Annotated in this window: 19 protein-coding genes; 10 read left to right on the top strand and 9 right to left on the bottom strand. The window is 39.6% G+C overall.

The genetic code is table 11. The features are described 5' to 3' along the window. Positions 1-141: 141 nt before the first annotated feature. The 3 genes from BGP15_RS14505 to BGP15_RS14515 all read left to right on the top strand — a co-directional run bounded on the left by BGP15_RS14505 (position 142) and on the right by BGP15_RS14515 (position 3,897). Positions 142-525 carry a winged helix-turn-helix transcriptional regulator gene (locus BGP15_RS14505; RefSeq protein WP_046675072.1) on the top strand — a complete coding sequence of 128 codons (384 nt, stop codon included), beginning with the start codon at positions 142-144 and terminating at the stop codon, positions 523-525. Positions 526-683: 158 nt separating this feature from the next. After that, positions 684-2,030: an acid phosphatase gene (gene acpA / locus BGP15_RS14510; RefSeq protein WP_286769927.1), complete on the top strand. Its 1,347-nt coding sequence runs from the start codon at positions 684-686 to the stop codon at positions 2,028-2,030. A gap of 34 nt (positions 2,031-2,064) precedes the next feature. Continuing rightward, positions 2,065-3,897, top strand: a complete 1,833-nt coding sequence (locus BGP15_RS14515) for a cytochrome-c peroxidase (RefSeq protein WP_286769928.1) — start codon at positions 2,065-2,067, stop codon at positions 3,895-3,897. Positions 3,898-4,002: 105 nt separating this feature from the next. Here BGP15_RS14515 and BGP15_RS14520 read toward each other — a convergent pair whose 3' ends face one another. Together BGP15_RS14520 and BGP15_RS14525 are read right to left on the bottom strand one after the other, a co-directional pair. Further along, entirely contained in the window at positions 4,003-4,515 is a 513-nt protein-coding gene (locus BGP15_RS14520; protein ID WP_046675073.1) for a GNAT family N-acetyltransferase, read from the bottom strand. Between the two features lie 304 nt (positions 4,516-4,819). Next, the gene (locus BGP15_RS14525; RefSeq protein ID WP_046675074.1) at positions 4,820-5,179 is read right to left on the bottom strand and encodes a response regulator; all 360 of its coding nucleotides are present in this window, start codon (positions 5,177-5,179) and stop codon (positions 4,820-4,822) included. Positions 5,180-5,389: 210 nt separating this feature from the next. Between BGP15_RS14525 and BGP15_RS14530 the strand changes: the two genes are divergently transcribed. Next, complete coding sequence (locus tag BGP15_RS14530) at positions 5,390-6,181, top strand: NIPSNAP family protein (RefSeq protein ID WP_239468817.1); 792 nt, start codon at positions 5,390-5,392, stop codon at positions 6,179-6,181. A gap of 13 nt (positions 6,182-6,194) precedes the next feature. Here BGP15_RS14530 and BGP15_RS14535 read toward each other — a convergent pair whose 3' ends face one another. The 4 genes from BGP15_RS14535 to BGP15_RS14550 all read right to left on the bottom strand — a co-directional run bounded on the left by BGP15_RS14535 (position 6,195) and on the right by BGP15_RS14550 (position 9,926). Further along, positions 6,195-6,596 carry a hypothetical protein gene (locus BGP15_RS14535; protein ID WP_112375845.1) on the bottom strand — a complete coding sequence of 134 codons (402 nt, stop codon included), beginning with the start codon at positions 6,594-6,596 and terminating at the stop codon, positions 6,195-6,197. A gap of 190 nt (positions 6,597-6,786) precedes the next feature. Beyond that, entirely contained in the window at positions 6,787-7,581 is a 795-nt protein-coding gene (locus BGP15_RS14540) for a helix-turn-helix domain-containing protein (RefSeq protein WP_286769929.1), read from the bottom strand. A gap of 80 nt (positions 7,582-7,661) precedes the next feature. Beyond that, a complete protein-coding gene (locus BGP15_RS14545) occupies positions 7,662-8,219 on the bottom strand; it encodes a hypothetical protein (RefSeq protein WP_286769930.1) in 558 nt (185 codons plus the stop codon). 168 nt (positions 8,220-8,387) lie between these two features. Next, the gene (locus BGP15_RS14550; RefSeq protein ID WP_286769931.1) at positions 8,388-9,926 is read right to left on the bottom strand and encodes an ArnT family glycosyltransferase; all 1,539 of its coding nucleotides are present in this window, start codon (positions 9,924-9,926) and stop codon (positions 8,388-8,390) included. Between the two features lie 232 nt (positions 9,927-10,158). Here BGP15_RS14550 and BGP15_RS14555 point away from each other — a divergent pair, with 232 nt between their 5' ends. The 4 genes from BGP15_RS14555 (at position 10,159) to BGP15_RS14570 (ending at position 14,015) form a co-directional block, all read left to right on the top strand. After that, positions 10,159-11,085, top strand: a complete 927-nt coding sequence (locus BGP15_RS14555) for a 2-hydroxyacid dehydrogenase (protein WP_286769932.1) — start codon at positions 10,159-10,161, stop codon at positions 11,083-11,085. A gap of 151 nt (positions 11,086-11,236) precedes the next feature. After that, positions 11,237-13,306 carry a M48 family metalloprotease gene (locus BGP15_RS14560; protein ID WP_286769933.1) on the top strand — a complete coding sequence of 690 codons (2,070 nt, stop codon included), beginning with the start codon at positions 11,237-11,239 and terminating at the stop codon, positions 13,304-13,306. A gap of 118 nt (positions 13,307-13,424) precedes the next feature. Continuing rightward, positions 13,425-13,862: a dihydrofolate reductase family protein gene (locus tag BGP15_RS14565; RefSeq protein ID WP_286769934.1), complete on the top strand. Its 438-nt coding sequence runs from the start codon at positions 13,425-13,427 to the stop codon at positions 13,860-13,862. Between the two features lie 18 nt (positions 13,863-13,880). After that, positions 13,881-14,015: a dihydrofolate reductase family protein gene (locus tag BGP15_RS14570; protein ID WP_286769935.1), complete on the top strand. Its 135-nt coding sequence runs from the start codon at positions 13,881-13,883 to the stop codon at positions 14,013-14,015. A gap of 51 nt (positions 14,016-14,066) precedes the next feature. On the opposite strand, the gene BGP15_RS14575 is transcribed toward BGP15_RS14570, so the two are convergent. After that, complete coding sequence (locus tag BGP15_RS14575) at positions 14,067-14,564, bottom strand: DinB family protein (protein WP_046675081.1); 498 nt, start codon at positions 14,562-14,564, stop codon at positions 14,067-14,069. Between the two features lie 364 nt (positions 14,565-14,928). Between BGP15_RS14575 and BGP15_RS14580 the strand changes: the two genes are divergently transcribed. Together BGP15_RS14580 and BGP15_RS14585 are read left to right on the top strand one after the other, a co-directional pair. Beyond that, complete coding sequence (locus tag BGP15_RS14580; protein WP_112375851.1) at positions 14,929-15,501, top strand: hypothetical protein; 573 nt, start codon at positions 14,929-14,931, stop codon at positions 15,499-15,501. A gap of 136 nt (positions 15,502-15,637) precedes the next feature. Then, the gene (locus tag BGP15_RS14585) at positions 15,638-21,637 is read left to right on the top strand and encodes an alpha-2-macroglobulin family protein (RefSeq protein WP_286769936.1); all 6,000 of its coding nucleotides are present in this window, start codon (positions 15,638-15,640) and stop codon (positions 21,635-21,637) included. 77 nt (positions 21,638-21,714) lie between these two features. Here the strand turns inward: BGP15_RS14585 and BGP15_RS14590 are convergent, their stop codons facing one another. Together BGP15_RS14590 and BGP15_RS14595 are read right to left on the bottom strand one after the other, a co-directional pair. After that, positions 21,715-23,151 (bottom strand): TolC family protein, encoded by a 1,437-nt coding sequence (locus BGP15_RS14590; RefSeq protein ID WP_286769937.1) that lies wholly within the window; start codon positions 23,149-23,151, stop codon positions 21,715-21,717. Further along, complete coding sequence (locus BGP15_RS14595; protein WP_286769938.1) at positions 23,144-26,305, bottom strand: efflux RND transporter permease subunit; 3,162 nt, start codon at positions 26,303-26,305, stop codon at positions 23,144-23,146. Before BGP15_RS14595 ends, BGP15_RS14590 begins: the two co-directional genes overlap by 8 nt. Positions 26,306-26,317: the final 12 nt, after the last annotated feature.

Genomic DNA, 26,317 nt, shown 5'->3' on the forward strand with positions numbered 1-26,317 from the left:
TTTATAAATGCGTATTTTTGTAAGAATAAAGAAATCATGTCAGTGGCACCAAGCTTTGCTTGTGTGTTCATTTATCGTTGATCGTATCGGGGATAAGGAAGCCTGTGAGGGTAGAGCGTACATGAATAAAAAAATAATGTAATGAAAAAGGAAGCAACTTTAACGTCGTCAGGTGCATGCAAAACACGTGTGTTGGCCATTAACGATACCATGGAGATTTTGGCCGGAAAATGGAAATTTCATATTATAGGTACCTTATTGTTGGTTGAGAAATTACGTTTTATGGAACTGCTGCGCGAAGTTGAGGGGATAGGTGCGAAGATGTTGTCTAAAGAACTGCAGGATTTAGAAATGAACCAGCTGATCAGAAGAACAGTATTAAATACCAAACCTCTGACGGTGGAGTATGAATTGACCGAATGCGGAAAAACTTTGGGCCCAATCATCGATGAGATTACTAAATGGGGTATAACTTACCGAAGTAAGCTTTATACCAAGAATGGGGAACTGGAAGCAACGACCTAGTATGTAAACACGCCTTTACTTTTAGTGATAAGAGGGAGGATGCCTGTAAAGAACCTGATACGTTGGTAGCAAATCCCTTTGATTATAGGTTATGAAAACGATAATAATTGTAAGTTTGTTCTAGAAATTACAGTCTAACCTACTAAAAAGAAGACAGGATGCGGTTACAACACTTACTTTATTTGTCTCTTGGAGTTTTGAGTATCAGCAGTTGCGGAGTTACCAAAAACGCCCGACACCAAGAGATTCCCTTTGATGAAGGTATCAAAAAAATTAACCATGTGGTTGTTATTTATATGGAAAACCATAGTTTTGACAATCTTTATGGCGAATTCAAGGGAGCCAATGGCATAGCGAATGTCAGAAAGGGTGATTTTTTACAGGTAGACGAGAATGGTGAAGCCTACCAATACCTCCCCGAAATTCCACGTAACAATTCCTTTCCAACCAATCTACCCAATCAATTTTTTAATATAGACCAATATGTACCTTCGGATAAGGCGACGCCCGATGTTACACATCGGTTTTATCATAATCAATTGCAGATCAATGGTGGAAAGATGGATAAATTTGCACTCTATAATGATTCCAAAGGTTTAGCGATGGGCTATTACAATACAGAGAAGCTACCTTTGTATCCGTTTGCCAAAGCCTATACATTATGTGATAATTTCTTTCAGAGTGTATTCGGCGGATCCTATTTAAATCATATTTATATGATTTCTGCGGCTATTCCTGTTTGGCCTGATGCTCCAAGCTCAATGGTTGCTAAACTCGATGCAAATGGAAAGATGATTAAAGATGGTGTAGTTACGCCAGATGGTTATGCAATCAATCATGTGCTTTCTCGCAACAAACCTTATCCTGCGAAATCTGATACTTCCAAATTATTACCTTCTCAGACTATGCCGACCATTGGCGATCGCTTGACAGCGAAAAATGTAAGTTGGGCTTGGTATTCAGAAGGCTGGGATGACGCTGTGGCCGAACGTAAAAATAATTTTGCCTACAATCATGAGCCTTTTTTATATTTTGCTAATTATGAGGATGGTAAGGAAGGACGACAACACATGAAGGATCAAAACGATTTTATCAAGGCCGCAAAAGAAGGAACGCTTCCTAGTGTATCTTTTGTTAAACCAGGTGGGGGCAATGATGAGCATCCTGGAAGTTCGGCAGTCTATTCATCAGAACAACTTGCTGTTAATTTGATCAATGCTGTATTGGAGGGACCGAATGCAAAAGATGCGTTGGTGATTTTGACCTACGATGAATTTGGTGGCTTTTTTGACCATGTTAACCCACCCGTCGTTGACCGCTGGGGACCTGGTAGCCGAATCCCGGCAATTGTCATTGGACCATTTGCTAAGCGTGGTGTAGTGGATCATACGCCGTATGAGACAGTGAGCATCCTTTCATTTATAGAAAAACGCTGGGGAATAGAGCCTCTTGCTGAAAGGGATAAAAAAGCAAATCCCTTTAGAAATGCGCTCGTTTTCAAATAGTCGGTTTTTATATCGAGAGATAGGAAATTGAACTATGTGTAAAAAGGTTGTCGTTTTTATCTTATTGGTTGTAATAGTATTTACCCTCGGATTTACTACAGGGCAGCCTGTTTATACAAAACAAAAAGAGGGCAATGCCCGAGAGCATCTGATTCAGAAAGAAGTACTGGGTCAGATGCTTTCTTTTAAGACATATATCAAGGATACCCTGCAGGCCGAAGTACAGAAAGGTACGGTGGATACGCTACGTCTCAGAAGAGCCTTTTTGACGACAAGGCTACTTTTTAAAAAGTTTGAATGGGCTTCGGAGTATTTTACTGCAGATCTATCCAGAAGGTTAAATGGACCTCCGGTGGAGGAAGTTGAAAATGCGGATTTGTTGGATCCCTCTTTGGCTAGAGGGGTGGAGCCTATTGGATTGCAGGTGATTGAAGAGCTTATCTATCCCACTTACGATAATAGCAATAGGCAAAAGCTAATTCGTGAAATCGAACATTTGATAACCAATACGGATTATTTGATTTCCTATTTTGAAGATCATCAATTGGAGGATTGGCGCATTTTGGATGCTTCGAAACTTGAAGTATTTCGGATTATATCTTTGGGGATTACCGGATTTGATAATGCACTTTCTCGAAATAGTATGATCGAGTCTTCTATGGCGTTAGGCAGCCTACAGCAAATTCTTTTGCAATATGAAGGTAGAAAAGAAACGCTACCATTGATGCTTAAAGGGGCGATCAAATATTTGCAACAACACGCGGAATTTGAATCGTTCGATAGAGCGCAATTCATTACCCAATTTGCCAACAACATCAGTACAGAGATAGCACAGTTGGAACGTAATCTGCCTGGCCCTAAAATCAGATACAATCGAATGCTTCGGCAAGACGTCAATACGATGTTTGATCTGAATGCATTTAATGTAGATGCCTTTAGCCCGGGACCAAAATTTCACTTCAGCAATGAAAAGGCCGTACTGGGAGAGAAATTATTTTATGATGTTGCTTTGTCAGGAACACATACGAGAAGTTGCGCTTCATGCCATCATCCGGACCTTGCATTTACAGATGGGTTGAACTTGCAAGTGGACATTCATGGTTCGGGACGTTTGCTCAAACGTAATACGCCTACTTTGCTCAATGCGGCCTTACAGTCCAACTACTTCTATGATATGCGTTCGTTGACGCTGGAAGATCAGATACACGATGTCATTGGTAATAAGCAGGAAATGGACGGCTCGGTAACTGATATCGTTCAATATGTTTCTTCGGATAAAATCTATCGGTCATTATTTAATAAAGCATTCAATACAGTGGATGGCCCAATCTCAGCAGAGCAGGTAAGCAATGCACTTGCTTCTTACATTCGTGGCCTGACCAAAATCAATAGCCGATTTGATGATTATATGCGTGGGGATAAGAACGCATTGTCCAAATCGGAAGTGAATGGGTTTAATTTATTTATGGGCAAGGGAAAATGTGCGACCTGTCATTTCCTGCCTTTATTCAACGGTGTTACACCGCCCAAATTTATTCAGAGCGAAGTCGAAGTCCTAGGAGTTCCAAAATCCATGAAAGATTCTGTGCTGGATTCGGATTTAGGCTACTATGATATCATTGGTGTTGATTCTTATAAATATGCTTTTAAAATACCTTCTGTCCGGAATGTAAAGAAAACTGCTCCCTATATGCACAATGGGATCTATCGGACGTTGGATGAGGTCATGGAATTTTATAATAATGGGGGTGGGGCAGGACTGGGGATCAAATTATCCAATCAGACATTGTCAGATGAAAATTTGCATCTGAGTGAAAAGGAAATGAAAGATATTATTGCGTTTATGGAAAGTCTCGAAAGCCAATAAAATGACTACGATTCAATATACGCATTCAAGATGGAAAAGCTATTATTTTTACCATATCTTGGTTTGCGGGGATTGATCAACAGTCAAGTTAGTTAGCCTTACTGACTATAGGAATAAACTATAATACATGGAGTAGCCAGTTGTTCCGTCGAGCCATTGCACAAGTTCTTTATGACTATAATGAAAACCGGCTTTTTGGATAGCGGCTTTCGAAATCATATTTATTTCACGATGGCTTATCGTCAGTTTTCTTAATTGATTCTCGGTGGCCCACGCCATTCTTATTTTATACAAAAGACTCGATAGACCTAATTTTCTGTACAGCGGCTGTATGAAGGACTGACCAAAGTAGGCCTCTTCTTTATTCAACAGCAGCATGCTGGTTATCCCAATCATTTTTTCATTTTCGAAAAGACCAAAAACAATGCGTGGGTATCTTATGCGTTCTGCCCAATCCAAGTCAGATAGTTCTATTTCAGGAGGAGTGCTCCGTCTAAAAAGTGTAGGTTCGGTTTGAATTGACTCGATACGCATCGCTTTGTAAAGTGGAGATTCGTTCTCTGCAAGCTGACGGATATGGAATGAACCTGATTGAAATGCTAAAACGGGCTCTGACATAACGTAATTAATGCTGTCTTAATGATTATTTCTAATACTATAACGCGAAAGTATGTATTATTATTTATACTTCAAATGTGGTATAGCATTCCTTCTCAATTGCTGATTCCCGATGATTATGGCGCGACAACTACGACGATAATGCCTGCAAATGAGCAAGCCGCAATTGTATTAAAGCAACACATGATCCTATTCGTTTCAATGTGGCCTTATGCGCAATTAGGACATCAAAATATAAGTTTCACGAGTAGCATTTCCGTAATGGTGCTAAAATATGTAAAGATGCTGAATTATAAGATTAGAACTACAGTAGTTCGGCTATTCTATTTTCTAAGTCTTCTAAATCAAAGGGCTTGGCGAGATAGCTGTCTGCTCCGGCTTGCTGAGCTAGTGTTTCGATATCGGTATTAGCGGATAGATAGATGACAGGGATATTGCAATATAAGGGATGATTTTTGAGCAATCGTGTGGCTTCTACACCGCCTATTTTGGGTATCCAGTTGTCCATTAAAATTAAATCAGGATGTACCTCTTCTACTTTTTCGATAATATCATGAGACGTTTCAGAGACCGCCATATTATAGCCATTTGTTTCGAGGATTATAGTACATATTTCAAGGACATGTTTATCATCGTCCAACATAAGTATTGTTTTGTTTGACATGTTGCAGCTTTAAAAAAGGTGGAGCTAAATTAAATAAAAAGCTATTGCGAGAATAAGGTTAAAATACCGATTCTAATAAGTATAAACCCGTATTTTCGATATATAAAGATGAAAAAGGGAGTTAATTTGCTGGGTTAGTCTAATTTTGAACTTTCAAAAATAGTATTATCTTTATTTTTTAATTAATATCCAATGTTGTCCTGAATTCTAATGAAAAAATACATTTTTATTCCCAATTGGCATTTCATATTGCCGCTATTATTTATCATGGCAGGAAATTGCCTGTTCGCTTTTGAGAAATCGAAACAAGCGTATTTTCAATTGAAAGTATATCATTATGAGAACGATGAGCAGGAGAAAGTCATTGATCAGTATCTTGAATCGGCGTATTTGCCGGCATTGCATCAATTGGGATTTAAAGAGGTCGGGGTATTTAAGCCCTTAGAAAATGCTACTGATCAAGATAGATTGGTTTATGTGTTCATCAGTGCTGCAGACTTCAGTTTGCTGGTTAATTTGGATCAGCGGCTTGCCAAAGATCAAAAATACCTGGAGGCTGGAAAGGCTTATATCGAGGCAGGTTATAGTAATCCTCCTTTCAAAAGGTTGGAGACAATATGGATGAAAGCATTTGAAGGAATGCCCAAATCGGCGCTTCCTAAATTATCTGCTGAAAAAAATAAACGCATTTATGAACTACGCAGTTATGAGGCCGCAACCGAGCAGCTTTCTGCAAATAAGATAGCGATGTTTAACAATGGAGAGATCGATATTTTCAAAAAACTGAATTTTAATGCTGTTTTTTATGGACAGGTGATTGCTGGTAGCACAATGCCCAACCTGATGTATCTGACGGCATTTGAGAACATGGAAGATCGGAATATACATTGGAAAGATTTTGGACCTTTATACAAACCAATGCAGGATTTACCGCAATATCAGAATAACGTTTCCAAAAGTATAAAAGTACTGTTATATCCCACTGCATATTCTGATATTTAGTGGTTGAACTTGTTTATCTTCTCCTAACAAACAAATTGAATTTTTTGCACCAGTCAAAAAAGCTGGCTAACGCCTGTTTGTCCAATTTTTCAAAACTGTAAATCTTATGGGGATAGGGAAGGGCATTCGTATAAATGCCGGTATTTGCTAATATTAGCATCGGATTGCTGTTATTAATTTTGTCAAAATATTTGCCTAGGATGGTGTAGTGTGTTTTAAATAAGGATTCAACAGTTTCGTTATTAGGGACTAATGAAATGGTGTAATCGTAGTCATCATGTTGCATTTTTTCACAGTCGCATATCCTGTTTTTTCCTAAAGCAACTTCATTTCCACTGTCCCAAAGAAAATTTGCGACTTCAAAAAATAAATCGTTTTTGATATGCCCGACGGGCTCAGCGATAAAATATCTCATTCCTTTTCTCTTTTATTTGTGGTGTTCTTCTTGATATTTAATGGACTACAATCTCCTTTCTGTCGGATTTAGATAATCATTAAAGACGCTGTTCGAGTTGTCGCTAACGACGGGCTGAACCAAGCTTTCTAACACAAAGAAATACCAATTCGCTCTAGTTTAAAAGAGATAAAAAGTGGTAAATATTGGACTATTCAAGGTTCCTATTTCGAAAGGTAAGAGCTGTCATACCGGTTACTTTTGAAAATAGACGTGAAAAATATGGATAGTCGTCATAACCTAGCTCTACTGCAATTTCTTTTACAGATTTATTTGAATGGTAGAGCAAACGTTTTGCTTCTAATACAACGCGTTGCTGAATATGATAAGTAACGGGTTTTCCGGTTGTTTTTTTGAGACATTCATTGAGATAGGCCGTTGATATTTTCATTTTCTCTGCATATGCTCTAGGCTGTTTAATGTCAATAAAATCTTTATCTAACAGTGAACTGAACTGTTTGCTGATCAGTTCGAATCTAGACTGTGCATCACTTTTAGTTGATTGGATTAAATACTGCGAGATAATAAGTGCCGCGATGGTATTACAGCTATCTTTCATTAGTGCAGTATATAGTTTTTCATGTCTTCTTTCGTTGATTTTTAAACAGGTGTCTACAGTCTGGGATAAGACCGCCATTGTATCCTGATCGATTTCGATGGGAGCAATCGTCGTAATATCCTTTAGCGCGTTTACGTAGTCTGAGTTTAGGTTTTCTACACTGATCATTAAGACACTAAAAGCGCTGTAATCCATAGCTAAACCCCGATGTACTTGGTAAGGCTGGATGATCATTACGGCGGAGGAGCCTAATTGATAGCGCTGAAAATCTACTTCAAATATTCCATTTCCCTCTTCAAGAATAAAAAACAAGTAGAAATCATCACGATGTGCCTGACTTATCTTAGCTAACTCTAAATTTCTGACAGCATTCCTTTTTATAGCCATTCCCGAATTAAACTCATTAGGAAATGAATTTAATGGGATGGTATTATTTTTTTTTGAGGCTGACGGATTCACGCTCAAATTTAAACATTTGTCAAGATACTAATGATGTTTTTTCTATATCCGGGGTCTTTTTCTCGAAGTTCGAGAATATTGTGTTTTAAATCGATGTTGACATACCATTCCGCGTAATGATGTTTTTCATTTCCGTCGTCAAAGAAAACTTTAGCTTTAATATATTCTTCATCAAAATATTCCGGGTGCCCACTGACGATAAAGGCGGTCGATCCAATATTATCGTGCATTTTAAAGGATGTACCATCAATTTTAAAGAGGCTATTTAAGGCTTTGGTAAAATTGTCACTTAATTTGCCAATCGAATAGAAATTGATCCCTTCGCGATAAAACCTTTGTTTATCGACTTCGGTATCGACAATGCCCAATTTCATGTCGGGACGAAAGGCGATTGCCAAACCAACTATCTCTCTACCCCAATGCCCCTTAGCTTGGACAATATGATGTTCGTCGTCATCTTTCCAGTATTTTGTGACAGTCAGCTGTAAATCTACAAAATCATCGTCTTCACTAACGTCAATCTGTCTCAAATTACTTTGTCCTTTCAAGAAATTCAAAAAGCGCATAATTATCCTGTTAATTTGGTGTTAAGCTCCATGGCGTAGTTATGATACCAGAAGATATACGATAAGTATCATTTGCGCTGGAAGCCTTTGGCTATTGAATTAAATATACTATTTTTTTTAATAAAAAAATAGACTGGAATTAGCTTAATTGCTTAAAAAATGATTTATTTACAAAGGAAGTTTCTTCGCTGTTTTTTCTGATGCGATCTCTTTGGAGATACGTTCATTGATATTGATTTTTGCATGAATAAAAGTGAAGATTACTGTGCCATATTCCCTGGCGTAGCTATTTGTAATGGAGTCGGCCAATATTGATTTGCCGAAGAAAGGACTTGTTATTGCTAGTTCTCTTTCTCGTTCCCAGCGATCTTTAATTCGAATAACATTGCGGTATGGTTTATTCAAATCAAACCAATTGATGTAGTCAGCATTGAATGAAACAGCCTTAATTCCGCGTTTGGAATAGTAGTTTATGGCGCCGGCCTGCCCATAGTTGTCGCAAAGTACAAGGGTATTTTCCGATCTTGGTATTTGGTCATAGAGGCTATCGACTTTGCGTGCAAGTTCTTGCCATCCCAACATATCCGCAAAATCTTGCGGGAGCGGATGCTCTTTACCGTCCTCCCAGGTCAACATACCATACTTTCTGTATTTATCGGGATGGTTCACAAAATATGCCGGATTTCTATTGGGAAATGCAATATTATAGACCGGAAGAAATAGGATCGCAGTTAAAGCGATCAAAATAGGTTTTAAAATCTGACCGGTTTTATTTTCCAAAAGTGATGAAATATAAACTGCGCCAAAAGCAAAATATATAGGGTAAAGACCTATTGCATAATAATCTTTCGCTCTTAGAAATAAGAAGATTCCAAGGGTGATAAAGAATGAGTAGAAGAACAGACGATATGTTTTAAATGCAGGATGTTTCAGAAGTGCATATAATCCAAAAATGAGGACGGGAAAGGTCCCGAAAAAAAACAAAAATTGAGAACGTATGAAGCTCCATCGGTTAACATGGACAAGTTGCGTATCTTGAAGTTCTTTGAAATGAACAAATACAGGAAAGTTATTTTTGTATTGCCATATTATATTGGGAAGGATAATTAGTATGGCGATGAGTATTCCGTAATATAGCTTTTTTTCTGTAAATATTTTTCGCTCCGGAACCAATGCGACTGCGGGGATCAAACCCAAGATCAGAAATACGATGTTATATTTATTTAGAAATCCAAGCGCAAAAACAATAGCCATATAAAATAACCACTTGGATTGTCTGTTGTTTAAATATTTTATTATACAGTAATATATGGAGGTCCAACATAAGACATCAAATGAATTAGGTTGATATAAACCATTCAAACGGAATAGTACAGAAAACATAATACAACAGCTTCCAAAGAACTGTGCAAATAGATTTCCTTTCAGCGATTCTATTGTTTTCCAAACGATAAGAATCGTTAAGGCTCCGAAAAGTGCCGGGAAAAACTTGATCCAAAAGACAGAATTGCCAAGTATTTTGATGAGATAGGAAATCCACGATGTTAATGGTGGTACGGAAAGGTAGCCCCAAGCTAAATGGTTTGCTTGATCTATATGTAAGAATTCATCGCGCTGCAATTCGTAGGTTGGGCTAATCAACTGGTATTGCATAATGAATTTAAAAATGATTAGGCTTATTAGGATAATTCGGTTTTTGAGTGCCATCTGAATCTATGTTTATGGATGTCCTCCACCAATTTACGATTAAAATAGATTCTAAACTTTGTTTTTTAATAGAATCGATTGTTTCAGCTAATTTGGGCAGACAGCTAGCCCACTGTTTTGTCTAAATAAAGGAAATCATCACAAAATTTTTTGAAAACGTAAGACTAAGAATCCCCAAGAAAGTAAACGATAGATCGGCATAAAATGTTATTTTCGTGTAAACCAACAAAACATGAGTATAGCATTAATACTGAATAGGGCCAGGGCCGAGGAGTGGAAGGTAGAAATCAATAAATATTTACCTGAAATAAAGGTGGAGATCTTCCCTGATATTGAAAATTATGATGCGGTCGAATTTGCGCTTTGCTGGAAACCTGAAGCAGATTATTACACTCATTTTCCAAACTTAAAAGTTATCCAGTCTGGGGGCGCCGGAATAGACCACCTTTTTCCCAAAAGTATTTCATCCCATCTCCGCATTTGTAGGATTATCGATCCCATGTTGAAAAGCGATATGTTTGAACATGTTTTGACTTGCTTGATGCATTCGATGAAGAAGTTTTCGGCTTATATAAACGAAAAAGAAAAGAAACATTGGCAGCCCTTGCTATACAAATCAATTGGTGAAACCAGGGTTACTATCTTAGGATTAGGCGAAATTGGTGGTTATGTGGCTGAAAGGTTGGCCCAATTGGGATTCAACGTAAATGGGTGGGCTAATTCACCTAAAAATCTTAAGGGAGTGAATTCGTTTACTGGAATGAAAAGACTTCGTTCTGCCCTTGAAGACACGGATTTTATGGTTAATATCCTACCATTGACCGATGCAACAAAGGGAATTCTAAGTTGTGATTTGTTCAATTTGTGCCCAAAAGAAACTGTACTCGTGAACGTTGGTCGAGGGGAACATCTCGTGGAAAGTGATTTGTTGGATGCAATTGATGGAAAGAAAATTGCCGAAGCATATCTGGATGTATTTCATCAAGAACCATTACCGCAAGATCATCCCTTTTGGGATTGCCCATCCATTGTGATAACCCCGCATGTTGCGAGTAGGACAAATATTGGCTCTTCCGTCTTACAAGTGGTGGATAACTATCGAAGAATGGTTGAGGGGCGACCTTTGCTCAATGAGGTTTCTTTACAAAAAGGTTATTAGCAATTTAAGATGTACGTGGGTTTGCGGCATAATGCATTGATTGGTATTTTATCGGATAAGTTTGCAAAGTTGGTTTGCTGTAAACTTATAGGCAAGTGGATTTTATTTTTTAGATTTATATAGTCAATTATCCTTGCTTTATAGACAATTTATGAAGGTACAAGTATCTACAAACTTTAGGAAACACGCGCGTAAAACAATTTTATCTATTGTTGTGTTTGCGATTACTTACGTTATTCTACTGCTCTTGGCAATAGGTATTACTATTGGTTTTACCATACTTGGAATAATGATTTTCACCGCCAAGCCCATGTTTTACACTGCAATTTTATGTTTGGGCTTACTCGCTACAGGTCTGACTATACTGTTCTTTTTATTAAAATTTGTTTTTGCGTCAACAAAAGTTGATACGGGACATCTTACGCAGATATATGAGCGCGACGAACCACAATTATTCGCACTTATTCATGAGGTCGTAAAAGAAGTTGATACCAGCTTTCCAAAGAAAGTTTTTCTATCGCATGAGGTCAATGCATCTGTATTCTATGACTCTAGTTTTTGGAGTATGTTTTTACCCATTAAGAAAAATCTTCAGATTGGTGTGGGGCTGGTGAATGCAGTTACTCAACAGGAATTAAAGGCTATTCTTGCACACGAGTTTGGACACTTCTCACAAAAGAGCATGAAAGTGGGTAGCTATGTTTACCATGTTAATCAGATTATCTACAATATGCTGTATAAGAATGAATCGCTGGATAATATGTTTGATAAATGGGGCAACATCAGTGGGTACACTGCGATTTTTATTGGCATATCAGTGTTTATTATCCAACAGATTCAGCATATTTTGAAGCATCTTTACGAATATGTAAATCTCAATTATTTGGCATTATCGAGAGAGATGGAATTTCATGCGGATGAGATTGCGGCACATGTTGCCGGTTCCCAGGCTTTGGCTGATTCGCTGCTGCGCTTGAGTTTTGCAAATCATGCACTAAATAATGTGCTTACCTTCTATGATAGCAAATTTTCTGAAAATATCCGCAGTCGCAATATTTATCCCGAGCATCGCTATGTCATGCTCCTGTTTGCGGAACGCAATAGATATCAAGTGCGAAATGGTTTTCCCCAGATCGAATTAGCGACTTTAAAAAAATATGATAAATCGAAATTAAATCTTGAAGATCAATGGTCATCTCATCCGTCGGATGAAGATCGGGTAAAGGCATTACAGCAGCTTAATATTGTCAAGAAAGAAATCAACAACGCACCTGCTATTGAATTGCTAGCTGATCGTGCTGCGGTAACAAACCAGATTTCGGACAAGTTGTTTGCGCAGGTACAGTATCAACATCCCCCTTCGCTGTTAGAAATAGCATCTTTCAGTGCGGATTTTGAAAATCGGATGAACAAGTATGCTGTTGATCAAAGATTCAATGATTTCTATGACTACAATCATCCTGTACGAAAAGGTGAAACGCCAATTTTTCAGGAACGGCCAAAGCCGACTTTTGATGAATTATTTGCCGATAGTAGAGTTGACGCATTATATGAACTTAATAGCCTGAAAAATGATAAGTATGTCGTTGAAGCAATCGGCAAAGGCGAATTAAAGTTAAAGTCGTTTGACTACGATGGTATAAAATATCGTGCTGCGGATGCCTTCGAATTACTGGGGAAAATTGAAGATAATATTGTAGCTACGGAGCATAAAATTACCCTCTATAACCAACAGATCCACTCTTATTTTGCACGCTTAGCGGATAACCAGGGGATGTGTGAAGAGTTTGAACGGAGATATGTTGATTTTGCTTTTTTCGATAAAAATTATGAAGAGGCACAAAAACTTTATGCTGACATGACGGAGAACACCCGGTTTATATTTCAGACTTTGCCTTTCGCAGATATTGAGGCTAGGTTGCGAGACGTCAAACCTATGGAAGGGGAGTTAAAAAAGAAACTGGCAACACTTATGGCACTTCCTGGAAGCAAAGACGAATTGGATGATACGTTGCTTACGTCATTGGACACATATATCAATAGGGAATTAATATATTTTAATGTAGATCGTTACAATGAGGATAATCTTCAAATTCTTTTTAATGCCATCTCGGTCTATAAAAAGTTATTGGATGATCAGCATTTCGCGAAGAAAAAGCACTATTTAGATTTTATGCTTACCCTTGAGGAAGGAAAGGAACAGAAAAAAGAACTGTCGTAATTGCCCTTCTATATTGACGGTTTGTCCCCGCTGTACGTCGAATGAAATGGTTTAATTTTGAGAGACAGTAACCCAATTTTAAATTGGATTTGTTTTATTAAAAACTAAAGTTTTTGTTATGCGGAAATTAATAATGAAAATGTCTATTTCCATCGATGGATTTGTTGCGGGCATCCACGGTGAACTTGATTGGATGTTTAAAAGTGGCGACGATCATTCTAGCGCATGGGTTTTAAATATTTGTGAATCTGCCGGCATTCATCTAATGGGTCGAAAGACCTTTGAAGTAATGGCTTCCTATTGGCCTGCTTCGACAAATCCTTTTGCGGCAGCAATGAATGAAATCCCTAAAGCTGTCTTTACAAAAGAGGGCTATCATCCCAAAACAAAAGATTTCGCAGACAATACAAAGCTTCCTGCGAATTCCTCTTGGATGAATGCCCGGGTTTTTGATGCAGGTCTCATTGAAGGAATTAAAGCACTAAAAGCAGAATCTGGGAAGCCAATATTGGCGCATGGCGGAGCTGAATTTATGCGAAGTTTAATTGAAACCTGATTAATTGACGAGTATCATTTGATCACACATCCAATTGCATTGGGTACTGGGCTGCCCATCTTTGACGGTCTTTCCAAACCCTGTGAACTAAAGCTTATGCACGCGCAGGTTTTTCCAGGTGGTGTTGTCGCACATACCTATTGTCCGGCGTAGAATGAACATACGACATCTAGATGTCGTATGTTCATTCCAGCAGCTAGCTTTTTAGAAATTCAGTGAATCGGCAGAGGGGCCATAACTTGCTGGAAGGGGAATATCATTGAGTCTATAGTAAACACCTAATTGTGCCCTGTGATGTGTAATCTGGTTTAATGAGTGACGAATAGCACCGTATTTGCTCCAGCTTGCCAGTTCATGGCCGTCATTTTTAATGGTCCAGCTTGGAATTAAGTCTTCCTCCTTAGCTGTTTCTAAAGCCTTTTTTCCGGCTTCGTAATCTTCGTCTAATTTTTTTAAGAGATCATCCCGGGTCAATAGACTTGTTGGCACATAAGCACTTTTGGCAAAGTCAAGTTCTGAAGTCTTTAAAATGGTACTTGGCCATTCGAAAACTTCGACTAAGTGGGTTGCCAGACGCATCATTTTCATGCTTTTTTCATGTGGGACATATTCATTCTTGCCTTCAGGAAAAAGTGCGATAAAGTTTTTTGTAATTTGATATTCATTCGCTAATTCTTCTTTTAATTGTGGTAATGTTTCCATGTTTTTTACTGTAATAATTTAAAATTCGATTAGTTATCCTACTAATAGCCTTCGCACTGGAATTGTTTTTTCGTTTAATATTTTTCTTTTCCTACTAAGGTTAAACAAAGATATAATCACAGGGTGACAGCTATGTGTCAGTATGAATTATCGATTTATGATAAAAATAAAATAGTGGCAGTTCTTATTATCTCATGTTGTTGAAAACTTGGACTGCAGAGGTTCGAGTATTTGTTTTTTTTATAACGTTTATTTACGCAAGCGCAGCAAATAATAAAGCAGGTCAAGCGAATTGTAAAAAGGGTGAAAATGAGCATATAGACTAAGTAGATTTGATTGGTAATTAATTAAATAAAATAGAACTATGGGAAATAAGAAAGCAATATTCACTTTTGTAGGCCTGGTATTGGTTGCAGCAATTGGTATCGGTATATGGGCTTACCGTCTTTTGGGAAATATGGAGGCGGATCAGGAAAAAACAGAACAATTATCTTCCCGAATTTTAGCAGGTTTTGGCGATCATACCGCTATTTATAAATATCCAGTACAATTGTCCACAGTAGACTGGGGGAAGAGCTGTCTAATTCTTGAAAATGGCGGTGCCGGTGATTTGGGAATAACTTATAAGGAAAAATGGAACGAGGCATTGGGAACAATAGATAATTATCCCGGTGATGCTGTCAAAGGCATTGTTATGATAGCGATGGACATGCAGGAAAAAGGTGAGTATGTTAATAAAATCGGCCAAAGAGATAAAGCTTATCAGCGCAATTATATCATTAGCTATGTAGATCTCGACAAGAAGGTAGTCATTGCCCGCGATACTCTATATGGTGAGGAGCCGCCTTTGGTGAATCGTTCCTCCGGTTCGGGAGCTGGTGACTTCCCCTCGGAAACAGAAGTTGTAAATTCGGTCAAAAGTAGGTTGAAGTTATAATTTTTTTTTCTTCGTTTATGGAATTTTGATATTCTTCGCATCCCTGCACGAAAGTTGAAGTGCCGGATGAAAGAATCTAGTACTTGGCTTTAGGTAAATTTATCTATTTTAAAAGAATTTAGCCAGTATCTTAAACATGAAATGGAAATCAATTGTTGTATGCTTTTTAGCTGTTCTGTATTCCGTGGTCCTTTGTGGGCAATCGACCTTATTCAATAGTCCGCGTGGATCTTCTGACTATTATATTTATAAACTGAGCCCAGAAGTTTTAAGAAAAATTCACTTGAGAGAGAAGAAATTCGATGAAACTATGCTCAGCGATTTTTTTCTTAAGTATAAGGCCGGAAGTCCACAGCCGACTTTACCTCCTGGTAATTATGTCCAGGTCCGCGCCAGTGGAGCTGATCTCATCTATCAGGAATTGATTAGTGATAACCTATATGTCAAGATTATCCCAGCAGAAACTTTTGCGATTTGTCTATACGATTCGCTGGGAACGATTATAAAAGATGCACAAGTAAAAGTGAAGGGACGTCGCATGTCATTTGATAAGAAGTTTCATTACTATAAAGTTGCCAATGCAAATAATGACGATATTGTCAGTATTGAACATAAGGGTGTCTATCATTACCTGAGTGTAGAGCGGAGTTGGCCTTACAAAGACAGGGTTCCATTATGGAAAGGGATCAAAAATAGCTTGCATAGAACAAAGTTTAAGATTAAGAGGTTCTTTCATAAACAGGAAACTGAACAGACAGAAAGCTTTATGGTTTTTAACAAGCCAATGTATAAGCCAAATGAGCAGGTTAAATTTAAAGCTTATCTTGAGGAAGAAAAATGGAAACCTTACCGTGATTCTATTGCCGTACGTCTGACAGGTGGATATGGGTATGCCAAAGATACCGTTTTGACCCGACTTGCTCCCTATCGTCCGGGAATGTACACCTTTGAATTTAATTTGAAGGGGCTTGGCCTTATCCTTGATAAAGATTATGGGATCTCTTTGGAATCTACAAAAACCAAAGCCGTCTTGCATCAACAGTCTTTCCGATATGAAGATTATGAGTTAAAAAGCCTAAGTTTTAATATGACGTCCGAAAAGACGAAATATGCTAAAGGAGACAGTGTGCGACTGAAACTAAAAGCTTTAAATGAAAATGAAATGCCCATATATGATGGGAAAGTAGATTTGCGTGTTGTGACAAGTCCACTTTATACGCTTGATGTAAAAGCCAATAAGGTTAATTTTATTCCAGATACTTTATGGCAAACGAGCATTTCTCTCGCAGATGTGGCGGAAAAGGAAATTGTATTACCCGATTCAATTTTTCCGGCTGACATTGGTCTTACATTTCGGGCTATTGGCACTTATCTAAGTTCAGATAATGAAAGAATTGAACGAAGTCTCGACCTCAATATACTCAACAGCGAAAAAGAAATTCGTATTGCTGTAAAAGACGGGCATGCAGAGCTGAAGTATTTTGAAAAAGGTGTTGCGATGCCAACAACTGCTCAGCTAATGATATTAGGTGAACATCGCGAAATGCTGAAGACTGAAAATTTGAGTTTACCTAATTTGGTTTCTATACCCTGGCAGGCTGAAGAAATTGTTGTTAAGTCGAATGGATTGAGTAAAAGTGTATATTTAGAGGATCAAGAACAGGCACAACTGAATTATCGGTTTTATCGAACTGCGGATTCGGTGATATTGCATGTCAATAATCCCGCTATGATTCCATTTTGGTATCGTGTCCATCGTGCTGGTCGTACGATTGCTTCGGGTTATCATACCACGTTAAATAGTAAATTTTTAGCCCGTGGAAAAGACGGGTATAGCATGGAAATCACCTATCTTTTTGGAGGAAAATCAAAAGTTATCCAGGAAGAATTACCCTATGTGGAGAAGAATTTAAATTTGGCAGTCAACACGGCGACGACAGTTTATCCGGGGCAGAAGGCTGACGTGGAACTTTCGGTTACGGATAAGAATGGTAAACCTTTGAAGGATGTTGATATTACGGCCTATGGTTTTACCTCAAAATTTAGGTCAGCAACCGCTCCAAATATTACTATGGGTGGTCTGATGCGAAGGGCAAAAGTCTCACAAAATCTTAATTTTAGTTTGGATGATGATGAGAAGGCACATCAGGGAGCTCTTCAAAATTGGGCAAAATGGTCTAAAGACATGCAGTTGGATACGATGGCTTTTTATCGGTTTTTATATCCCAAAGATTATTATCAGGAGTCTCTTCCTTTAGATGCTGTCAAGAGCCAGATTTCCCCTTATGTCGTTGTAAATGGTGTGGTGCAGGGGATACATTTGGTATGGATAGACGGCGTGCTGACTTATGCTAAGCAAGAGCAGCAAAACAACAGCAGTATTTTTGAAGTTGCTCCGGGTCAGCATGATTTTAGATTTAGGACCAAGGATCGCGACATTCGTGTAAGTGGCTTTTATATTGAAAATGGAAAAAAGATCATTGTTTCCTTTAATGCCTCACAGGATACGATTGGTTTTACCTACCCCGAAAAAGCATTCAGTAAAGGCCAGATTTTGGTTTACCAATTACCTAAAGAACAACGTGGCAAGTTCTACGAAAACGAATTGACTGAATTGAAGCGCCAGTTGATTACAGTAACCAACAATTTTGGAGCCTGGCAATTACCCAATAATAATGTGTTGATTGAGAGGCCAGCATATATCCAGACAGCTGGAGATCTCTATTACCTCAATCCTGTAAGAAAAACCGTTTACGATAGTCGGTTGCGTACACAGGTTCCTGTGCCACTGATGGTAGGACCATTTCCAAGGACAGAAATGTATAATGGTGTGTCCAAAATAGGTACGCTCATGGTTGATACAGCGAAAATTGGACGTTTTGAAGTTGAGGGGGGCTATCAATATAGCATCTATAAAAATTATCAAAAGCAAAAAAGCTGGGATGGCAATCCTTTGCGGATTGATCTGTATGATTTCAAGCCAAATTTAGATTTTCAGGAGAAGGTATGGTCATTGGAGGATATCAAGGCAAACGTAGAACGTACTTTCAAAGAGATCATGCAAAATAGCACGGGATTGGCACAATTTGCTACGGTGAAGAAAGGAAAAAATGAGGCTATTTTTAAATTGAATTTAACTTTGGGCAATGATGTTGCACAGAAAGGCATCCGGCCTACATTGATCTTTATTGAACCGACGAATGTCGAGGAGAGAATGTATTTTCGACTGTTTTACGGTGGACATCGAACTTTTGGAGATCTTCCAGTCGGCGATGTTACTTTGCATATTGTAAAGGATGATTCAACTTCTTTTAGTTTGCCAATCAAACTCAAAGCCAATGGGATGAATTATCTCCGGCTGGATTCTATTCAATGGAGCAATGCATCCCAAGCGGCAAGATTGGCTTACAAACTTGTACGTGATGAAATTATTGTGCGTACCGTAGAAAATCCATTGCGGGATTCTATAAGCCATGGGCAAGAGATTGTTCCGCAGCTCTTAAAAATAGACCGGGAAGATTTTAGAACGAAGAGAAAGAATAATAAGGTCGCCAGGGTCTTAGTTTATGATGGGGATACGCCATTAATTGGGGCTAAGGTGAGTGTTCCGGATACCAAAAAACGATATTTCACAAGCTTTGATGGTAGTGTGGAACTTGAGCTCTCCGATGACAAAAATACGGTACTTGAGATTGCTGCTTTAGGGTACAATACCGCTACGGTCAAAGTCTCCAGTGGCAAAGATTATTTCGTGGAATTAAAGCCAAGCGAAAATCAATTGGATGAAGTGGTTGTTGTGGGGTATGGCGTCCAAAAAAGGCAATCATTGACTGCGGCAGTGAAATCGATCAATGCTAGGATGGATGGGGTGACTACAGCTATGCTGCAGGGGGCTGTAGCAGGGATTCGTATTCGTGGCGCTGCTAGTCCGGCCCCCAATGAAAAACCATTGATTTTAGTGGACGGAGTCCCTTTTGAAGGTGATATTTCAAGTCTTGATCCATCGACTATCGCGTCATTGAATGTGATTAAAGATCAATCTATGCTGGGATTGTACGGTGCGCGGGCCGCCAATGGCGTGGTGATGGTTCAGATGAAAGCTGGAGCATCTGCGACATCGACAGGTGCTGTGGATATGCCCTATTTGGAATCTGGAAATACGATGCGCGTGAACTTCCGCGATGATGCATTCTGGCAGCCAAAGCTAACTACCGATGCTCAGGGAAAAGTTAATTTTGAAGCGACCTATCCGGATGATATTACCAATTGGCGAACATTCTTTATCGCTAAAGGAAGTAAAAATTTCGCCGACATAAAAGAGCTAAATGTCAAATCCTTTAAAGCTGTTTCGGCACATTTGGCGACTCCCCGATTTGCCATCAGAAGTGATCAGTTTACAGCCATGGGAAGGGTTGTTAATTATCTTAGCGACAGCTTGCAGCTCTTGCGTACCATCAACAATGGGCTGACAACGCAGGAGGCAACGTTGAAAATTGCGAAGTCCTATCGGGATCCTATATCAGTTATTGCCGCTCAGGGGGACAGCGTCCAACTTGCTTATTCGATCGAATTGTCAAATGGATATTTTGATGGTGAAAAACGTAGCATTCCGATTTTTGAAAAGGGGCTTGAACAACATGAAGGAGATTTTAAAGTACTCAACAGTACCGCAGAATATTTACTAAAAACTTCTCCAGCACTAGGCGAAATCACCTTGCATGCCGAAGCAAATTCGCTGGAATTTTTACAACGGGAAATTGAATCGATCGATCGTTATAAATTTCTATGCAATGAACAGATGGCTTCCAAATTGAGCGCATTACTTTCCAAAAAAGAGCTGACAAAATTGATCGGAAAGCCCTTTACAGAGGATAAGAAAATAAAGGATCTTTTGAAGGAGTTACAGAAAAACAAAAATTCCAATCAGGGCTGGGGTTGGTGGAACAAAAGTGAAACTGTGACCTGGATCAGCAACTATGTGATCGGGGTACTGTTGGATGCCCGAGAAGCCGGCTACCAGGTTGAGATCGATACGGAGATTTATGCAGAACGTGAAAAGACCATGTTGAAAAGCAGCTTGGCTTCGCTGGATGTTCTATTGGATAGAGATAAGCTTCACGGGGCCAAGGAGAATTTGTTTAGCTCCTTGATATATCTACTCCGGTTGGATCCTAAAGCTGATTACAAAGATTATTTCTTCGAAATCGACACAAAACTGAAAAGTAAAACCATCAAGGATAAACTGTTGAAATATCTGTTGATTTCAAAACTGGGTCTTAAGGATTCACATGCTGCAGATACCGTTCTTAAATACGCGTCAAAGGCTGTCTTAGGTGGGCTCTATTGGACTTCTGGAACTACAACAGATCAGAAAGGCGGATTTTTTATGCGCCCAACGGAAACCGATACCGAGAATACATTGTTGGCTTATGGTGTCTTAAAATCAATTGGTGGTCATGATTCAGATTTAGAAAATATCCGTAATTACTTTTTCGCGCAGCGGCAGCAAAACCAATGGTATAATATCTACGAATCTTCCCGTATCATACGAAGTATTCTTCCTGATGTACTGAAAGAGGGTGAATCTTTCCAGGCACCGGTAATGGTCATCAATGGCAAACGCGTCACTGCATTTCCGTATACGCAAAGCTTTAAGTCGGATGAGCAGATTAAAGTGAGGAAAGAAGGGACGGGGCCGGCTTTTGTGACGGCTTATCAAAATTTTTGGAATCCCAATCCAGCTGTAGAAAAAGAAAAGGGCTTTGCCGTGGCAACGCGATTTAAGGACAATGGTGCTACGGTAGCGGCACTCAAGGAAGGGAAGCCTGTAAAACTTGAAGCAAGCGTAACATTAACTGGTGAAGCTGAGTATGTGCAGATTGAAGTTCCGATACCGGCGGGATGTTCTTATGAAACCAAAACCAATGGATACTATAGAATCGAGGCGCACCGAGAGCATTTCAAAGATCGTGTTGTCATTTTTTGCAACAAACTGGGGAAAGGTACACATACCTTTGAGATCGAACTTTTACCTCGTTATACCGGGACTTATACTGTCAACCCCGCGAAGGCTGAATTAATGTATTTCCCGACATATTATGGAAACGAGAAAATGAAAGAAATCGTGGTGGAGTAAGTGTATTGTTAAAATAAAAAGGGACTTATCACATGATAAGTCCCCAACATATAAAAACTAAAATTAAAAGTGCGCTATTAATGATCCCATCCGCCTCCTAGGGATCTGTATATCGCTACGCTTGCTTTGAGTTGGTTGACCTTCTTCTCAACGAGCTCAAATTTAGATTCCAGGGCATCGCGTTGCGTTAGCAGAACTTCCATATAATCTGCGCGAGCGTATTTAAAGAGGTCGTTGGAAATACCGATAGACTCATTTAATGCATCAACTTCCTTGGTCTTAATTTGTAGGCCATTCTCCAGATTTTTAATTTTGGAGAGCTGGTTTGCAACTTCAATATAAGCAGCCAATATGGTCTGTTCATAATGGTAAACAGCCTGAACCTGTCGTGCATTGGCATTATAGTAAGCCGCCTTGATCGCTCGTTTGTTAATCAGGGGCGCAGTAAGTTCTCCAACGAGCGAAGCCAGAAATGATTCCGGCTTAACGAGATAAGTTGGATCAAAGGCCTGAAACCCTACACCAGCAGCAATATCCAAGGATGGGTAAAAGCGGGCTTTAGCCGATTTTATATCCAGTTTGGAAGCTGCAAGTTCATACTCCGCCTGCTTAATATCGGGTCTGTTTTCTAATAGCTCCGAGGGAATACCTGTGTAGACGGTTTGAGGAACAAGCTTGTCAAAAGAGGCTTGGTCTCTTTGAACCGGCTGCGGGAATCTTCCAACAAGGTAGTTTATTCTATTTTCTGTTTCTGTGATCTTCTGCTTGATATCATATTGCATACCTTGGGTTTTCAATATCTGGGCTTCGAATCTTTTGACCGCTAATTTATTGGATCGCGCATTTTTCTTCAGGTCATTCACGACGACAAGGGCGTCGTTTTGAATCTTTACATTCTCATTGATAACCAGGAGTTCGTTGTCCAGCGCCAGGAGTTCATAATAAGAATCTGCAATTTCGGATATTAGGTGAGTTACCATAAAGTTTTTGCCTTCCACGCTGGCAAAATACCGTTTCAGCTGCGCTTTGGTCGCATTGTGAAGTTTACCCCAGATATCTGTTTCCCATTGTGCCTGTACACCAACTCCAAAATCAAATAGCGGTTCAGGCATTTCACGTCCGGGTTCGATTTCTGTATTCTTTTCCATCGCTCCAATGTTTGTGTAGCGACTTACTTTGTCGACCCCCGCGCCAACTTTTACGCCTACGGAAGGTAGATATTCACCTTTTTTGGCGCTTACCTCATTTTTGGCTATTTCAATTTCCTGAAGCATAATATGTAGCTCCTGGTTGTTTGCTAGTGCCTGACCGATCAGTCCTTGTAAATTGGGATCGCTGAAATAGCTGTTCCATTTTATTTTTCCTGTATTCGCGGTGTCGCTGTCAGCATCGCCATATTTATAAGGAACGGTTCTATTTTCGGCACGTTGTTTTATTTCCAGTGGTTTGCAGGCTGCAAGACTGAGCAAGAAAAGTGCAAAACCTGTATAGTGATATAATCTATTCTTATTCATAATGTATCATGTCTTCGCTTAATGGTGATTCGTCTTCGGCTTGGATCATTTTTCTTCCGTCAGCCAATTTTGCAAAAATGTAGTAAAGTCCGGGAATGACAATAACGCCAAAGATTGTTCCGACAAGCATACCGCCCAGTGCTGAGGCACCTATGGTGTGGTTACCGATAGCTCCCGCGCCGCTGGCAAAGACAAGTGGTACAAGTCCCGCGATAAATGCAAATGAGGTCATGAGAATTGGTCTGAAACGCGCTCTTGAGCCCTCAATAGCTGCTTCCAATATGCTATCGCCAGCTTGGCGCCTTTTCACGGCAAATTCTACGATAAGCACCGCATTTTTACCCAATAAACCAATAATCATGATCAGCCCGACCTGTGCGTAGATGTCATTTTCAAGACCCATTGCCTTTAATAAAAAGAATGATCCAAATACACCCACGGGTAGCGACAACAATACCGCAAATGGAATAATGAAGCTTTCGTACTGCGCAGCAAGTACAAGATATACGAAGACTAAGACAACCAAAAAGACATAAACGGCTTCGTTCCCGCGTTGAGCCTCATCATAGGACAAGCCCTCCCAGGCAACTTTATAGCCGTGTGGTAATGTTTGAACTGCGGTTTCGTTGATTGCCTGAATAGCGTCGGCTGTTGTATACCCATTTGCCGGAAGTCCACGGATGGCGGCCGAATTGTACATGTTGTAGCGCGTGATTTCATTTGGTCCCTGTGTTTTTTTTAAGGTCATAAAGGCCGAATAAGGAACCATCTGGTCATGATCGTTTTTGACGTAAAGATTCATGATATCGGAAGGTAGCCTTCTAAATTCTGGTGAAGATTGTACATAGACCTTGAAGAATTGACCAAAACGGATAAAACCCTGCTCATAGGTACTACCGATAAGGATATTGAGGTTGTCCATGGCTTTACCAATGGAAACGCCTTTTTGCATGGCGGCGTTATTGTCAAATACCAATTCGTATTGCGGGTAATTGGCAGCGAAGAAAGTGAATACACCAGTTAACTCTTTGCGCTTTTTGAGATTAGCAATAAAAGCTTTATTGACTTTATCGAAATCTTGGTAATCGGTTGTCCTATTGAGGTCCAGCAGGCGCATGGAGAAACCTCCTGAAGAACCAAAACCCGGAACAGCCGGAGGTTCGAAGAATTCAACTGTTGCACCTAGATTTTTTGATTTTTCTTCAAGTTCTTCCATGATCTCTTTAACGGAGTGTTCACGTTCACCCCAGGTTTTGAGGTTGATAAGACAGGTTCCGGCATTCGATCCACGGCCTTCGGTCATGATTTCATAACCTGCCAGTGATGAGACGGATTCAACCCCATCTACCCCTTGACAGATCTTTTGGAGCTCTCTGGAAAGCTTATTGGTCTGTTCCAATGTTGATCCTGGAGGAGTCTGAATAATGGCATATATTGTACCTTGGTCCTCACTCGGTATAAAACCTCCTGGAAGCGTTTTGTTAATGACGAAAATTCCGACACAGAATGCTATTAAGATACCCCATGTAATCACTCTTCGGCTGGCAATTTTACGAAGTAAGGAGGCATATTTGCCCGTTATTTTATCAAAAGTACGGTTAAAAAGGTCGAGCGATTTAGTGAATACGTTTGATTTTTTTTGTTTACCATGGTTATTTTTAAGGAGCATCGCGGCAAGCACAGGAGTAAGGGTTAATGCGACTACTGCAGATATCACGATGGAACTCGCCATAGTAATTGAAAACTGACGGTAAAATGTTCCGACAGGGCCTGTCATAAATGAAATGGGGATAAAAACGGCCACCATAACAGCTGTGATAGCGATAATAGCACCTGCGATTTCGGCCATGACTTCTTTTACAGCACTGTACGGCGATATAGCACTTTCTTCCATTTTGGCATGTACTGCTTCAATGACCACAATGGCATTGTCTACGACAATCCCGATGGCAAGCACCAATGCAAACAAGGTCACTAAGTTGATCGACATACCGAACCATTGGATGACGAAGAATGTACCTATCAGCGAAACGGGCACGGCGATGATTGGAATCAAAGTCGAACGCCAATCGCCAAGGAAAATAAACACAACAATGGCAACTAAAATAAAAGCATCGCGTAGGGTGTGCATCACCTGTTCGATAGAAGCATCCAAGAATTGGGATACGTCATAACTGATTTTATAGTCTATACCTGGAGGAAAGTTACCTTTCATCTCAGCAAGTTTTGCCTTCACATCTTTAATAACGTCATTAGCATTACTGCCATAATTCTGTTTCAACACAATTGAAGCCGAGGGATGCCCGTCTAAATTGGAATAGATGTCAAAGAATTCACTTCCCAGTTCGACTTTAGCCACGTCTTTTAACTTGATGTTTTCACCGTCGCCGTTTGCGCGAACGATAATATTGTCGTATTCTTCAGGTGTATTGTATTGTCCTTTATAAGTTAGGACATATTCGAGGGATTGCGCTGCAATACCCGAGCTTTGTCCCAGTCGACCGGGACGGCCGATGATACTTTGTTCTCCTATCGCTTTCATCACTTCATCAACTGATAAGCTATAGGCACGCATACGATCGGGATTTAACCAGACGCGCATGGCATATCTACGGCTACCTAAGATTTGTGATTTGGCGATACCATGAATACGATTGATTTCAGGAATGATGTTTACCGTTGCATAGTTGTACAAGAACTTTTCATCCATGCTTTTATTTGTACTGTAAAGATTCACGTACATCAGCATACTGGGCTGAATGGGATTGACGACGACTCCTTCCTTTTGAACAAGTTCAGGCAATAGTGGCATGACTTGATCCACCCGGGTTTTGACCAGTACTACGGCATCGTTGGGATCCGTTCCGGGGTCAAATACGACGTTTACGGTCGCTTCACCGGCGCTGGTTGCATCGGTAGCGATATAGCGCATTCCCTGTACACCATTGATTGCATTCTCCAGTGTAATCAGTGAGGATTTTACAAGTACATCGGCACTTGCACCAGGATAGGCAATGGAGACCGCCACTGTAGTCGGTGCGATTTTTGGAAATTGCTCTGTAGGAAGCTGCTTTATGGCCAAACCTCCGATAAATAGGATGACAACCGATATGACAATAGCAAATACCGGTCGATGTATTACTTTTTTAAACATAATGCTGCTTTT

Origin of the sequence: Sphingobacterium sp. 40-24, assembly GCF_001899705.1 — a bacterium.
Lineage (GTDB): Bacteria > Bacteroidota > Bacteroidia > Sphingobacteriales > Sphingobacteriaceae > Sphingobacterium > Sphingobacterium multivorum.

Excerpts from the sequence above, each read along its gene's own strand:
- BGP15_RS14505 (WP_046675072.1), top strand. The coding sequence starts at position 142 with ATGAAAAAGGAAGCAACTTTAACGTCGTCAGGTGCATGCAAAACACGT.
- acpA (WP_286769927.1), top strand. The coding sequence starts at position 684 with ATGCGGTTACAACACTTACTTTATTTGTCTCTTGGAGTTTTGAGTATC.
- BGP15_RS14515 (WP_286769928.1), top strand. The coding sequence starts at position 2,065 with ATGTGTAAAAAGGTTGTCGTTTTTATCTTATTGGTTGTAATAGTATTT.
- BGP15_RS14520 (WP_046675073.1), bottom strand. The coding sequence starts at position 4,515 with ATGTCAGAGCCCGTTTTAGCATTTCAATCAGGTTCATTCCATATCCGT.
- BGP15_RS14525 (WP_046675074.1), bottom strand. The coding sequence starts at position 5,179 with ATGTCAAACAAAACAATACTTATGTTGGACGATGATAAACATGTCCTT.
- BGP15_RS14530 (WP_239468817.1), top strand. The coding sequence starts at position 5,390 with ATGAAAAAATACATTTTTATTCCCAATTGGCATTTCATATTGCCGCTA.
- BGP15_RS14535 (WP_112375845.1), bottom strand. The coding sequence starts at position 6,596 with ATGAGATATTTTATCGCTGAGCCCGTCGGGCATATCAAAAACGATTTA.
- BGP15_RS14540 (WP_286769929.1), bottom strand. The coding sequence starts at position 7,581 with ATGGCTATAAAAAGGAATGCTGTCAGAAATTTAGAGTTAGCTAAGATA.
- BGP15_RS14545 (WP_286769930.1), bottom strand. The coding sequence starts at position 8,219 with ATGCGCTTTTTGAATTTCTTGAAAGGACAAAGTAATTTGAGACAGATT.
- BGP15_RS14550 (WP_286769931.1), bottom strand. The coding sequence starts at position 9,926 with ATGGCACTCAAAAACCGAATTATCCTAATAAGCCTAATCATTTTTAAA.
- BGP15_RS14555 (WP_286769932.1), top strand. The coding sequence starts at position 10,159 with ATGAGTATAGCATTAATACTGAATAGGGCCAGGGCCGAGGAGTGGAAG.
- BGP15_RS14560 (WP_286769933.1), top strand. The coding sequence starts at position 11,237 with ATGAAGGTACAAGTATCTACAAACTTTAGGAAACACGCGCGTAAAACA.
- BGP15_RS14565 (WP_286769934.1), top strand. The coding sequence starts at position 13,425 with ATGCGGAAATTAATAATGAAAATGTCTATTTCCATCGATGGATTTGTT.
- BGP15_RS14575 (WP_046675081.1), bottom strand. The coding sequence starts at position 14,564 with ATGGAAACATTACCACAATTAAAAGAAGAATTAGCGAATGAATATCAA.
- BGP15_RS14580 (WP_112375851.1), top strand. The coding sequence starts at position 14,929 with ATGGGAAATAAGAAAGCAATATTCACTTTTGTAGGCCTGGTATTGGTT.
- BGP15_RS14585 (WP_286769936.1), top strand. The coding sequence starts at position 15,638 with ATGAAATGGAAATCAATTGTTGTATGCTTTTTAGCTGTTCTGTATTCC.
- BGP15_RS14590 (WP_286769937.1), bottom strand. The coding sequence starts at position 23,151 with ATGAATAAGAATAGATTATATCACTATACAGGTTTTGCACTTTTCTTG.
- BGP15_RS14595 (WP_286769938.1), bottom strand. The coding sequence starts at position 26,305 with ATGTTTAAAAAAGTAATACATCGACCGGTATTTGCTATTGTCATATCG.